The sequence below is a fragment of the Streptomyces sp. NPDC002537 genome (assembly GCF_053594975.1).
Map to the genome: position 1 here is coordinate 1 of NZ_JBSFWT010000027.1, position 12,573 is coordinate 12,573.

Below are 12,573 nucleotides of genomic sequence, written 5' to 3' on the forward strand. Positions count from 1 at the left end.
CTCAAACGCCGGACGGGCTGAGTTTGCCGGCCGTGGCGTTGAGTCTGCGGGCCGGACCCGCAGGTTCGCTGCCACGGTCCGCGAAATCCAGCCCGTCCGGCGTTTGAGGACACTGCGCGGAGCGCGGTCAGGGGTCTGGGGCGAAGCCCCAGTTACGGAACCGTCACCACGATCTTCCCCCGCGTGTGCCCCTCGGCACTCAACCGCTGCGCGGCCCCCGTCTCCGTCAGCGGGAACACCCGGGCCACCTCCACACCGAGCACCCCGGCCTCCGCCATCTCCGTCAGCGCCGTGAGATCGGCCGCGTCCGGCCGGACGAAGACGTACCGGCCACCGAGCGGCAGCACACCCGCGTCCGCGATGGAGGCGAGCCGGCCGCCGGGCGCGAGCAGCCCCGGCGAGACGGTGAGGGCCTCACCGCCCACCAGGTCGAGCACCGCGTCGACCCCGCCCGGGGCGAGCGCCCGCACCCGGTCGGCGAGCCCCTCCCCGTAGGCGACCGGCTCCGCGCCGAGCCCCCGCAGGTAGTCGTGGTTGCGCTCGCTCGCGGTGCCGATGACCCGTGCCCCGAGGTGCCGCGCCGCGATCTGCACGGCCAGCGAGCCGACGCCACCGGCCGCCGCGTGGATCAGCACGGTCTCGTCCCGTCCCACCCGGAGCGCCTTGGACAGCGACTGGTAGGCGGTCAGGCCCGCGAGCGGCAGCCCGGCGGCCTGCTCGAAGCTCAGGTTCGCCGGCTTGCGGGCGAGGGTCCGCACGGGTGCCGCGACGTACTCGGCGAAGGTGCCGCGGGAGAGGAAGTCCTCCCGGACGTAGCCGATGACCTCGTCGCCGGGCGCGAACTCGTCGACGGTGGCCCCGGCCTGTTCCACCACGCCGGAGACGTCCCAGCCCGGGACGACCGGGAAGACGGCGTCGATGAGGCCGTCGAGGTAGCCCTCGCGGAGCTTCCAGTCGACGGGGTTCACGGCCGCGGCCTTCACCCGGACCAGCACGGAGTCCGGGCCGACCTTGGGCTCGGGCCGCTCGCCGTACTCCAGGACCTCGGGGCCGCCGTAGGCGCGGTAGCTGATGGCCTTCATGAGGGGTGCTCCTTGGCTGAACGGGGTGCTGAGCAGGGGGGTGCTGAACAGGGGTGGATCAGGTGGTGGGTCAGACGGTGGCGCGCGCGGTCCCAGCCTCCGTCGCGGGAACGCCGCCCGCCACTTCGGACCGCAGGGTGTGGATCTTGCGCAGGCCCAGTCCGGCGACGACCGCGACCAGCAGGAGCGCCGCGCCCGCGATCACGAAGGTCAGCGTGAACTGGCTCTCGGCGGGCAGCTTGGGGGCGCCCGGCGGCAGGTGCTCGATGCTCTTGGAGGCCAGCACCGTGGTGATCATCGCGCTGCCGATCGCGCTGCCGGTCGAGCGGGAGATGGAGTTGATGCCGTTGGCGATGCCGGTCTGGTGGTGCGGCACGCTGGCGACGATCACGGCGGGCATCGCGGCGTAGCCGAAGCTGATGGCCGCGCCGACGAGGATGCCGGCGGCGATGACGGAGAACGAGTGGTCGTGGTCGAGCGTGATCCACGCGAAGCCCGCGGTGCCGAAGAGCGAGGCGAGCAGCAGGACCAGGCGCGGGCCCTTGTGGCGCACGAGCTGGCCGCCGACGGGCGCGGCGAGCAGCGACACGATGGTGCTGGGCAGCAGGAATTCGACGGAGGCGCGCAGGACGGTGGCGTCGAAGCCGTAGCCCGCGATCTTCGACGGCATCTGCACGAGGTAGGAGACGCCGATGAAGAGGGCGAAGGAGCCGAAGCCGACGAGCAGGCCGGAGAGGTTGGCGAAGAGCACCGGGCGGTGGGCGAACATCTTCATGTCGACCAGCGGCTCGCTCACCTTGCGCTCGACGAGCGTCCAGACCGCGGCCATCACGACGGCGCCGACGAAGCAGCCGATCGTACGGGCGGAGGACCAGCCCCACTCGTGGCCCTGGGTGATGGGCAGCAGGAGCAGGACGAGGGTGGCGGCGAGGCTGAGCGCGCCGAGGACGTCGGTGCGGCCGCCGGTGGTCTGCCGGGTGGCGGGCACCAGGAACACGACGGCGATCAGGGCGAGCGCGGCGAGGCCGGTGGCCAGCCAGAAGGCGCTGCGGTAGTCGGGGTTGTCGCCGGAGGTGAGCAGGCCGGTCGCGACGAGCGCGAGGCCGCTGCCGAAGGCGAGGGTGCCGCTGACCATGGCCATGGCGCCGGGCAGCTTGGCCGGGCGCACCTCCTCGCGCAGGACGGACAGCGCGAGCGGGAAGATCGCGGTCGCGGCGCCCTGGAGCACCCGGCCGACGATCAGCCACAGCAGGGAGTGGGTGAGCGCGGCGAGCACGGAGCCCGCGACCATGACGATCAGCACGCCGACGAGCGTCTTCTTCTTGCCGTGCTGGTCGCCGAAGCGCCCGAGGAGCGGGGTGAAGACCGCGGCGGACAGCAGGGTCGCGGTGGTGACCCAGCTGACGTTGGCGGACGTGGTCCCGAGGTCCTTCTGGATGAGCCCGAGGATCGGCACGACCAGGGTCTGCATCATCGAGACGACCATGGCGGCGAGACTCAGGGCGAAGACGATGACCGTCTCGTTGCGCTGGCCGCCCGGGGCGGCGGTGGCTGGGGAGCTCATGGGTGACAGGGGGCCCTTCGAGTTACTTCACGATCGAATTCATTCACAACATTGATGCTTGAGATCATCAAGCAACTGGACGCACGGTAGTCCCGGATACTTCAGGTAGTCAAGTTAATGTTTTATTACCTCAACCTCTTGAGTACACTTCACCCATGACCGCCACCCCGCAGCCCCCGACCAAGGCCCAGCTCCTGGAGCTGGTGGCGGCGCTCGGCACCGCCCAGTGGCAGGACTTCGCCGCCGCCGCGGCCCGGCACGGCCTCACCTCCGTCCAGGCCAAGCTCCTCGCCCAGCTCAAGGGCCCGGTCCCGATGCGCGGCCTCGCCACCCTGCTGGTCTGCGACGCCTCCAACGTCACCGGCATCGTCGACCGCCTGGAAGCGCGGGGCCTGGTCCGCCGCGAGCCCGACCCCACCGACCGCCGGGTGAAGAACGTGGTGGCCACCGACGAGGGCCACGACACCATCCGCCGCGTCCGCGCCGAGATGCAGGCCACCCACAGCGCCCTCGACGCCCTGGACGAGGACGAGCGCACCACTCTCTACGGTCTGCTGGAACGCCTCCGTCCGGGCATGGAGCGCCGCGGCTGACGCCTGCGTACCCGGCCGCCCCCGCGCCCGTATTCTGACGGGCAGTCCGATCCGTGCCCCCTGCACGGATGGAGAAGGGGAGGCCCATCGATGTCCAGCACGACCACTGTCCCACCCGCCGGCGCCGAGGCGACGGAGCCCTATGCCGTGGAGCTCGCCCCCGGCGTGCGCGCGTTCGTCCAGCCCGACGGCGGCTGGTGCCTCAACAACGCCGGAATCATCAGCTCCGGCGGCCGTACCGCGCTGATCGACACGGCCGCGACCGAGCGCCGCGCCCGGTTGCTGCGCGACACCGCCACCGCCCACGGCGCCGCACCGCCCACCACGGTCGTCAACACCCACCACCACGGCGACCACACCTACGGCAACTGCGTCTTCCCCGAGGCCACGGTCATCGGGCACGCGGACTGCCGCTCCGAGACCCTCGCCGTGGGCTACCAGCTGCACGGCCAGTGGCCCCGGATCGACTACGGCGACATCGTCATCACCCCCGCCGCCGTCACCTACGAGGACTCCCTCACCCTGCACGTCGGCGACATCGAGGTCCGGCTGATCCACCCCGGCCCCGCCCACACCATCGGCGACACCATCGCCTGGCTGCCCGAACAGGGCATCGTCTTCACCGGCGACCTGGTCTTCAACGGCGGCACCCCCTTCATCCCCATGGGCTCCCTCGCCGGGTCGCTGCGCGCCCTGGACGTGCTGCGCGGGCTGGACGCGCAGACCGTCGTCCCGGGCCACGGCCGGGTCACCGACCCGAGCGTCTACGACACCCTGGAGCGCTACTTCCGCTGGCTGGACGAGCTGGCCCGGGACGGACACGCGGCGGGCCGCACACCCCTGGAGGTCGCCCGCGGCGCGGACCTCGGCGAGTTCGCCGCCCTGCGCGAGAGCGAGCGGCTGGTGGGCAACCTGCACCGCGCGTACGCCGAACTGGACGGCCTGCCCCTCGGCGCCCAGCTCGACCTGCCCCTCGTCCTCGGCGACATGCAGACGATGAACGGCGGACAGCCCCTCCTCTGCCACGCCTGAAGTCCCGCTCGCCCACGGTGGTTTGCCCCGGGAGGTCTGGACGGCATACCGACTGGTCGGCATGATGATCCCGGACCGGGACCGCGCACCTCCGCGGGCCCGGCCCGCCATCCGTCAGCGGGATCGATTCCTCACGGAGGAACATGCGATGAGCAAGGGCAATCCACCGGGGCTCGACCTGGACCGGCTGCGCACGCACCTGGAGCGCGAACTGCCGGGGCCGGTCCGCGGGCCGCTCACCGCCGAGCTGATCGAGGGCGGCCGCTCCAACCTCACCTACGCCGTCACCGACGGCACCGACCGCTGGGTGGTGCGCAGACCGCCGCTGGGGCATGTGCTCGCCACCGCGCACGACATGCGCCGCGAGCACCGGGTGATCAGCGCACTGCACCCCACGGACGTGCCGGTGCCCAGGGCCCTGCTGCTCTGCCAGGACGAGGACGTGCTCGGAGCGCCGTTCTACGTCATGGAGTTCGTGACCGGCACCCCGTACCGTACGGCCGACGAGCTCGCCACGATCGGCCCGGAGCGGACCCGCCGGGTCGTGCTCGGGCTCGCCGACACCCTCGTACGGCTGCACGCCGTGGACCCCGCCGCGGCCGGCCTCGGCGACTTCGGGCGGCCGGACGGCTTCCTGGAACGGCAGTTGCGGCGCTGGGGCAAGCAGCTCGACGCCTCCCGCAGCCGCGAGCTGCCGGGCATCGACGAGCTCCACTCGGCACTGGCCAGGGCGCTGCCCGCGTCGCCCGCGCCCACGGTCGTGCACGGCGACTACCGCCTCGACAACGTCCTCGTCGGCGCCGACGACACCGTACGGGCCGTCCTCGACTGGGAGATGTCCACCCTCGGCGACCCGCTGACCGACCTCGGGCTGCTGGTGATGTACAGCGAACAGCGGGCCGTCCCCGGCTCCCCGATCGCCACCACCCGGGACGCCCCCGGCCACCCCACCCCCGCCGAACTCGTCGAGCGCTACGCGGCCGGCTCCGGGCGCGACGTCTCCGCACTGCCCTGGTACACGGCCTTCGCCTACTTCAAGCTCGCCGTGATCCTCGAAGGCATCCACTACCGCTACACCCTCGGACAGACGGTCGGCGCCGGCTTCGACCGCATGGGCCGGCTCGTCCCGCTCTTCATCGACAACGGCCTCACCACCCTCAAGGAAGGCTGAGCCCCATGGACTTCGCGTTCGACGCCCGCACCGAGGAACTGCGTGGCAGACTGCTCGCCTTCATGGACGAGCACGTGTACCCGGCGGAGCCGACCGCCGAGGAACAGCGGGCCGCGCTCGCCTCCCCCTGGGACACCCCGCCGGTCGTCGAGGAACTCAAGGCAGAAGCCCGGCGCCAGGGCCTCTGGAACCTCTTCCTGCCGGACGCGACGTACGGGGCCGGGCTGACCAACCTCCAGTACGCCCCGCTCGCCGAGATCACCGGCCGCAGCCCGCACCTGGCGCCCACCGCCCTCAACTGCGCGGCCCCCGACACCGGGAACATGGAACTCCTCGCCCAGTTCGGCGCCGAGGAGCAGAAGAAGCGCTGGCTGGAGCCGCTCCTTGCGGGGGAGATCCGCTCCGCGTTCGCGATGACCGAGCCCGAGGTCGCCTCCTCGGACGCGACGAACATCGAGACCCGCATCGAACGGGACGGCGACGACTACGTCATCACCGGCCGCAAGTGGTACATCTCCGGCGCGATGCACCCCCGTTGCGAGGTCTTCATCGTCATGGGCCAGACCGACCCGGACGGCGCGGACCCGCGCCGCAGACAGTCCATGATCCTCGTCCCCCGCGACACCCCCGGCCTGGAGATCCGCCGCGCCATGCGGGTCTACGGCTTCGAGGACCACTCCCACGGCGGCCACGCGGAGATCGTCCTCGACCGCGTACGCGTCCCCGCCGCACACCTCATCGGCGCGGAGGGCAGCGGCTTCGCCATCGCCCAGGCCCGCCTCGGCCCCGGCCGCATCCACCACTGCATGCGGCTGATCGGCATGGCGGAACGGGCCGTCGAGCTGATGTGCCGTCGCGCCGTGACCCGCACGGCCTTCGGCAAGCCGCTCGCCCAACAGGGCGTCGTCCAGGAGTGGATCGCCGACTCCCGCGTCGCCGTGGAACAGCTGCGGCTCCTGGTCCTCAAGACGGCCTGGCTCATGGACACGGCCGGCAACCGCGGCGCCCACACGGAGATCCAGGCCATCAAGATCACCACCCCGCGTACGGTCGTCGGCATCATCGACAAGGCGATCCAGCTCCACGGCGCGGGCGGCGTGAGCCAGGACTTCCCCCTGGCCGAACTCTGGGCCGCGGCCCGCACCCTCCGCCTGGCCGACGGCCCGGACGAGGTCCACCAGCGCTCCCTGGCCCGCCGGGAACTGAAGCGGTACACACCGCCCGGGTCCTGAGAAACCGGGTCCTGGGAAACCGGGTCCTGGGAAAAGGAAAGAGCCCCAGCGATGCTGGGACTCTTCCTCCGGTGTCCGAGGGGGGACTTGAACTCTCCACTCGGGCGCCAGTTCTACAAGTCTCTGACCTGCGGAATTACCAGTCTGAAGGGGCTTAGCTGTCCCTCAAGAGTACATGCCTTTCCCTGGGTGTTTCCGACCGCTCCTGACGGCTGTGGGTCACGCGTGGGTCATGCGGCACTCACCGGACACGCTTAGCGCAGTAGCACTGCTTCAGGCACGACAAAGCCCCCTTCGACATCAGGCATCGAAGGGGGCGAGGTCTCTTGGCTCAGCCCCGAGAGGGCCGAGCCTCGCCGCTGGAGCCGGGCTTCCGCGACCTGGCCGCGGAGATCGAGCGGGGCGAGTTGGGCCCTGGTCGTCCGCTTCCGTCCGAGAAAGAGCTCGTGGAGCGGTACGGGGCCGCGCGCAATACGGCGCGGTCTGCGCTCTCGGTGCTGCGGGAACAGGGGCTCGTCTACACCGTCCCGGGCCGCGGGACGTACGTCAGCGAGGCCACGCACGCCGACGAGAGCAAGTCGTAGGGGCTCTCAGCGCGCAAAACCCCGCCCACACGCCTCGGGGGAAGCGCGCAGGCGGGGCCGAATGCTGGGTCGTTTAGGAGCTGCGCGGGTCCATGGTCTTGAACAGCCGATCCAGTTCGGCAATCCGTTCGGCACGCCGCGCCATGAGATAGACACGGTTGTGGGTGCGCTGCACCTCATGCAGCAGGGTGAATCCCTGGGTCTGGTAGTAGCTGACCAGGCCGGGGAACATGCAGCCACGCCGAACCCACTGCTTGCCCTCGCGTGCGGCGTGGTCCACTGCCCATAGCGCGATGAGCGTTCCCGGCTTGTGCGTGCGGTACGCCGGATCAGTCACGGTCGTGAAGAGGTAGTGAGCGGGCTCGGCAAGTTCCTGAGCTGTCCACCCCCATGGAGGGGTCTCTTCCTGGACCGTTGTGCAGCCGACGATGTGGGATTCGTCGTCTTCCAGTACCCACATGCCGCCGTGCGAGTTCTCCGTCTGGGCGGCAAGGTTGTCGGCGCTGTCACGCCAGCTGGGCATACCGCGCTCCTCCAGCCAGGTGGAACGGGAGCGAATCATGGCAGCGACTCCGGGGGCGTCGGTAACCGCGGCGAGGCGCATGACGAACATGGGTGAGACCTCCGTGCGTCTTCTTCGGGTTCCGCAGCCTCCCACAACGAGAGGTCCACGGATGGGAGTTCGCCCTGGACGGCGAGCGGAACCCCTGCGGGGTTTACAGGAATGCCTGCGCTGCGAGGTGGAGGTTCACGACCTGGAGAAGCTGGGCGTCTCCGTCCTCGCGGTAGGTGCCGGAGCCAAGACGCCGGACAGCTTGCCGGAGACCGTCAGGGTCGACCAGTCGTTCATCGAACAGTGCCGATCCCTCTTTGAGCATGGCGGCGAAGAGGGACCGGGCGTGAGTGGTCAGTGTGTGCTGCACGACCTCCGCGAAGGACTCGCGTTCCACCGGGTGGGTCACATCGCTGCTGAGCCCGAGCGCCCCTAGCTGTCGGCGCTGGAGCTGTTTGAGTTCGCGCCAGTCCATCGGCAGCCACTCGCCCGCACCGGCCAGATCCCTTCCCGGAGAAGCACGGGCGCCGTGGTCTCCAAGGACAGCAGACTCATGGAGTTGACCACGGCGGGCGGGGCGATCCCGTCGTCTGCGAACTCCAGTGCGCTGCTTGCTCTCTTGCCTATCCAGGGCAGGAGAGTGACGTCCTTCAGCTCCCCCATGGCTTTGTGGGGGTACTCCGCTTGCGAGAGAGCCACCATTTCGTCACCGCACAGGCCAGTCACCACAGTGCGGGCTCCGTGCTTGGCCAGGGCTTTGGTCATGCGGGTGAACGGGTGGTGGAGCGGTTCCTCGTAAGGGCTGATCAGGTCGCTGTGCACCCGTGAGCAGTTGGGGTGGAGTGGCGGTTCCTCCATGGCGTCGATAAGGATGTCCTGGCCGGCGAAGGGCAGTACGGTGCGCATTTCCTTGCGGCGTCGGATCTGCTGGGCACGGCCGGGGCCGCCGATGAGCAAGGCTGACGTGGAGATACGGGACGGGAAGCGCTGTGCGGCCCGGGTTGCCAGGGTGCCGGAGTCGAAGCCGCCCGTGAGGTGGAAGACAGTGGTTTCGATGTCGAGCGGGCGGAGGTCCAAGGCGTCGTCCATGGCCTGGACGAAGGCGGCCAGGACGTCCGCCGCGGGGGCGAGCTCCCGCGGTCCGCTGTGGAGAGCGGGCTCCGGGTATCGCAGGCAGAGGTGGCCGCCGTAGTGGGCGGTGGCCCGTTCGCTGAGGCGGTGGATTCCGCGGAAGACGGTGTCCGTGCTGTACCGGGGACGGTAGATCAACAGCCGTGCGACTTCACGGGAGTTCAGACCGGAGACGTACCCCCGCAGGTCGGCCATGTCCCAAGAACCACACAGGCTTGTGTCGTCATGGGCCAAGTAGAGCGGTGTTGTCCTGCACGGGCCGACGCTGACGCAGGCGGGTTCTTCGGGGGCCGTCTCCACCAGAACGAAGTCTGTCGGCCACTGGCCGGCCAGGTCCTTGGCCCGGTCGTATTCGCCAGCGGTCATGGGGCGCGGTGCGGAGTCGGCGGCGGGGCGTCCGGCGACGCGCTCCCGAACGACAAGGAGCGTCCGGTGTCCGTCCGTGACAGCCAGTTGTTCCACCATCGGATGGTGGAAGGGGGTCACCTCACTGGAGTGGGCCGCCGTCATGTAGCGGGTGCCGTCCCACTTCCAGGCGGAGTCGCCAGCGTAGGGGGTCAGACGCAGCTTGATCATGATTGCCTCCAAATGCCGCCCCGGGGCACAGCGCGCATGGCCACGCCCCGGAGCGGTTCATCGATGGGAGATCAGACCTTCGTCGTGTCGTACGTCATGGCGCCGTCGGAGGAGCCGGATTCCTTCTTGTACTCGTGGGTCTCAGCCGGGGTCTGCACGCGACGAACTGCCTTCGTGGCGAACAATCCCTCGAACGGCCGCCGCCTTTGCGGGGGCGGGATGAGGTCGTTCATGTACGTCCTCCTCTGATTGATCGGGAATCGACTGTGCCAACCCGTCCGGCCGCCCACCCTCACGAGGGCGGCCGGACGGGAGTCCAAAGGGGACGCCCTACCAGGCGGTCACCGGAGGCGGCTTGACCACGGGTGTGCCTCCTGGCCATGGCTCAGCAGGTGCTCCAGGGCCTCATCGAGCTCGACCGAGTCCTCTTTACGCTGTGCAGCCTGTATGAGCTTGCCGAATGCCAGGCAGGTGCGACAGGGAGCGCCCGCCGCGGGCCGTCGCAGAGTCATCGGGACGCCCACCCGGCCACGCTTGTGGGGGGTCATGTGCCGCGCACCGCCTCATAGCCGGGATGCGCACGGGCGAAGTGAAGTGGTCGACGTCGGTCTGCTCCAGCTTGGCAAGCGCCGCCAGGTCGCCCCGCTTCCTGACGGCTTCCTTGGCCCGACGGATGATGGCGCACGATCCGCAAGGCTTACCTTCGCTGTCGGTCGGCATGGCGGGCGGGCCGGACGAGTGCGGCAAGGAGATGACCATTGGGGGGTTCATCGCCCCTTCCTGGCATAAGTGAGGCATGGGGTCGCCTTCCGTGTGGTGACTGGTGCCTTCCGGCCGGTGAAGCAAAGCCGGCCGGAAGGCGTCCCGCCTCCCTCCCCGGGGAACTCCGTGGGTCACCCCGGGGCGCCGTGGGAAGTGGGGGCTTGGGCCTGCCCGCCCGCCGGGATGTGACGTCCCATCGGCGGGTGGGCAGGAGCTAGAAACGGGCGCGCCCGCCGTGAAGGGCGAGCCAGACGGCGACGAAGAGAACAGCCAGCAGGGCAGCGGCCGCGATGACCCCGATTCCTGCGCCGATCCAGTCCCTACGGGGCGCTCGGCGCTGCCGACGGCTCACCGTCTCCTGCCGTGATCCCGTTGCAGGTGGAGCGTCAGCGAGATTTCGCAGTGCCCAGCCGCTTCGAGGCTGCCCTTCCGCAGGGCCTCATCTCTGACCTTGAGCCACTGCTGACACAAGGAACACTCAGCCTCGGGACGCAGCGCGGACGGCGGGTCGTTCGCGGTCACCACGCCCGACGCCGGAGGTTGAGAAGTGCGGTCTTGACCGGCAGCGCCTCTTTCATAGTGGCCTCGCGGTAGCGGCGGGTGTACCGCAGCTCTTCTTCGCCCGGCACGCACAGGGTCACCTCTTCGCCGTCCCAGCCGCGAACTTCGCCCGTGACGTCTTCGTCGGCCGACGTGTCGACGACGAACCCACCGAGCCTCGGCACCCACTCCGGCGACGGGCCCGCGAGCGGGCGCGGCAACCGCCTGATCGGCTTCTCCACCATCGTGTACGGGCCGACCTTGGAGACCCGGCACCCCCGCGCCTCCTGATCAATTCGCGATCCAGTGTCCGTTCTGGGCTGCTGCTGCCTATGCTCAGTCATGGCTGCCTGCCTCTCTCTTTCAGGTGGTCCATGCCCCCGGGCCGCACCCACGGTCGCGGGGGTTCTGCATGGGGAGACACGTTAGGAGGGGCAGACAGCACTGTCGCGGGTACTTTGACGATCCGTCAGGCGTAAGTACCCGGTCTGATCGTTTAGATCGGCAAGCGTACGGTGGATGCCAGGTCGCGCATCGCTGGCGTCAACGTTCGGCGATCTTCAATCACCCGCCTGATGATGTCTTGTGCATACCTCTGGTTCGGCAGCCACTCGGGGGCGCTGCGCTTGATGCTGTTCAACTGGCGGACCACAAGGTTGTAGTTGCCCTCTTGTGCGTGCGCGTTTGCCACATCGAGCCGATGCCGATTCCAGTCGCTTGACGTCGGCTGCACCTTGAAGCGGGCGTGGTGGAGCTTTCGAAGCTGCTCCACTTGGCTGCCGAGTCGAAGCACCCGGCGGGGCTGCTCGTCGAGGCTCGCGTTCTCGGCGGTCTTCATGAGGACGGTGAGAGGTCCGAAGGTCGAATTGCTCAGGTGAGGTGGAAACCGCCACTCCCGCCCGATGGCCTCAGCAGCAGCACGGGCATACTTCATAGCGTCCTCTGCCTCCCCGGGCCGGTTGTCCCGGATGGCTGCACCCGAGACCCGCAGCAGCATCCATCCCCATAGCGAAACCTCTTCCGGGGTCGCCCTGGTGATGCGCACGGGCTCGGCATCGTCAGCCCACTTGATCGCCAGTTCGCGGGCTTGGGCTAGCTGGCCTTGACGCAGCAGCAACCAGCACATGTAGTCAACTGTGACTGTGGCCTGGAGTCGGTCGGAGACCTGGTCTAGGGAGCGCGCCAACGCATCCTCAGCAGCGGTGAGCTGGCGAGTGTGGACCAGCAGCCATCCGACCCGCTGAAGCAGCCGTACGCGAACGGCTCGCCCCTCTGCCCCAAGGGTGTCGGCGTCCCGCAGCAACATCGGCAGGACCGCGGCAATCTCCTGGTACTTATCGGCACGCACCAGGGGCGTAAGGGAGTCCAGGGCCTCTGTGATGCCCTGAACGGTCGGCTGCTCCTCCGACGGATCCAGAGGCGTGGGGGGCGCGTTGAGGGCCTTCTTTACCTCCTCCCACGGTTCCGAGGGTCCCTCGTTGGCTTGCTCCCGGTCGGCCACCAGAGACATGGTCGGAACCCGCAGCGCAGTCGCAAAGCGTCGCCACGTCTCCATGCGAGCACCCTCTTGCTCGCCCTGTTCTAGCCTTCGCAGCACCGATAGGGATACCCCCGACGCGTCGGCCAACTCCCTCTGCGTCAGGCCACGTAGCTTGCGTACCGACTTGATCCGTTCACCAGCGCTCGTCATAGCACGAGCGTACGCCCGCCAACAACCCCCTGCCGAGGTGCCGTTCCTCCCTAGGGGTGACAG

At 69.4% G+C, this 12,573-nt stretch carries 13 protein-coding genes; 5 read left to right on the plus strand and 8 right to left on the minus strand.

Annotated features, from left to right (window positions below):
* Positions 1-152: 152 nt before the first annotated feature.
* Positions 153-1,082: an NADP-dependent oxidoreductase gene (locus tag ACWD4A_RS14900; protein ID WP_451193814.1), complete on the minus strand. Its 930-nt coding sequence runs from the start codon at positions 1,080-1,082 to the stop codon at positions 153-155.
* A 70-nt stretch (positions 1,083-1,152) separates the two neighbouring features.
* On the minus strand, positions 1,153-2,646 hold the full coding sequence (locus ACWD4A_RS14905) for an MFS transporter (RefSeq protein WP_451193817.1): 1,494 nt from the start codon (positions 2,644-2,646) through the stop codon (positions 1,153-1,155).
* Positions 2,647-2,801: 155 nt separating this feature from the next.
* Between ACWD4A_RS14905 and ACWD4A_RS14910 the strand changes: the two genes are divergently transcribed.
* The 5 genes from ACWD4A_RS14910 to ACWD4A_RS14930 all read left to right on the plus strand — a co-directional run bounded on the left by ACWD4A_RS14910 (position 2,802) and on the right by ACWD4A_RS14930 (position 7,258).
* Positions 2,802-3,239, plus strand: coding sequence for a MarR family winged helix-turn-helix transcriptional regulator (locus ACWD4A_RS14910; protein ID WP_451193820.1), 438 nt, complete (start codon positions 2,802-2,804; stop codon positions 3,237-3,239).
* A gap of 90 nt (positions 3,240-3,329) precedes the next feature.
* Positions 3,330-4,271 (plus strand): MBL fold metallo-hydrolase, encoded by a 942-nt coding sequence (locus ACWD4A_RS14915; RefSeq protein ID WP_451193822.1) that lies wholly within the window; start codon positions 3,330-3,332, stop codon positions 4,269-4,271.
* Positions 4,272-4,419: 148 nt separating this feature from the next.
* Complete coding sequence (locus ACWD4A_RS14920; RefSeq protein ID WP_451193825.1) at positions 4,420-5,442, plus strand: phosphotransferase family protein; 1,023 nt, start codon at positions 4,420-4,422, stop codon at positions 5,440-5,442.
* A gap of 5 nt (positions 5,443-5,447) precedes the next feature.
* Positions 5,448-6,674 carry an acyl-CoA dehydrogenase family protein gene (locus ACWD4A_RS14925; protein WP_451193827.1) on the plus strand — a complete coding sequence of 409 codons (1,227 nt, stop codon included), beginning with the start codon at positions 5,448-5,450 and terminating at the stop codon, positions 6,672-6,674.
* A gap of 326 nt (positions 6,675-7,000) precedes the next feature.
* A complete protein-coding gene (locus ACWD4A_RS14930) occupies positions 7,001-7,258 on the plus strand; it encodes a GntR family transcriptional regulator (protein WP_451193829.1) in 258 nt (85 codons plus the stop codon).
* Positions 7,259-7,331: 73 nt separating this feature from the next.
* Here ACWD4A_RS14930 and ACWD4A_RS14935 read toward each other — a convergent pair whose 3' ends face one another.
* The 6 genes from ACWD4A_RS14935 to ACWD4A_RS14960 all read right to left on the minus strand — a co-directional run bounded on the left by ACWD4A_RS14935 (position 7,332) and on the right by ACWD4A_RS14960 (position 12,510).
* Positions 7,332-7,871 (minus strand): GNAT family N-acetyltransferase, encoded by a 540-nt coding sequence (locus tag ACWD4A_RS14935; RefSeq protein ID WP_451193832.1) that lies wholly within the window; start codon positions 7,869-7,871, stop codon positions 7,332-7,334.
* Positions 7,872-7,974: 103 nt separating this feature from the next.
* The gene (locus ACWD4A_RS14940; RefSeq protein WP_451193835.1) at positions 7,975-8,286 is read right to left on the minus strand and encodes a hypothetical protein; all 312 of its coding nucleotides are present in this window, start codon (positions 8,284-8,286) and stop codon (positions 7,975-7,977) included.
* Positions 8,244-9,518 (minus strand): asparagine synthase, encoded by a 1,275-nt coding sequence (locus ACWD4A_RS14945; protein ID WP_451193837.1) that lies wholly within the window; start codon positions 9,516-9,518, stop codon positions 8,244-8,246. Before ACWD4A_RS14945 ends, ACWD4A_RS14940 begins: the two co-directional genes overlap by 43 nt.
* Before the next feature lie 71 nt (positions 9,519-9,589).
* Entirely contained in the window at positions 9,590-9,751 is a 162-nt protein-coding gene (locus ACWD4A_RS14950; protein WP_451193838.1) for a hypothetical protein, read from the minus strand.
* A 1,047-nt stretch (positions 9,752-10,798) separates the two neighbouring features.
* The gene (locus ACWD4A_RS14955; RefSeq protein WP_451193841.1) at positions 10,799-11,065 is read right to left on the minus strand and encodes a hypothetical protein; all 267 of its coding nucleotides are present in this window, start codon (positions 11,063-11,065) and stop codon (positions 10,799-10,801) included.
* 251 nt (positions 11,066-11,316) lie between these two features.
* On the minus strand, positions 11,317-12,510 hold the full coding sequence (locus ACWD4A_RS14960) for a helix-turn-helix domain-containing protein (RefSeq protein ID WP_451193844.1): 1,194 nt from the start codon (positions 12,508-12,510) through the stop codon (positions 11,317-11,319).
* Positions 12,511-12,573: the final 63 nt, after the last annotated feature.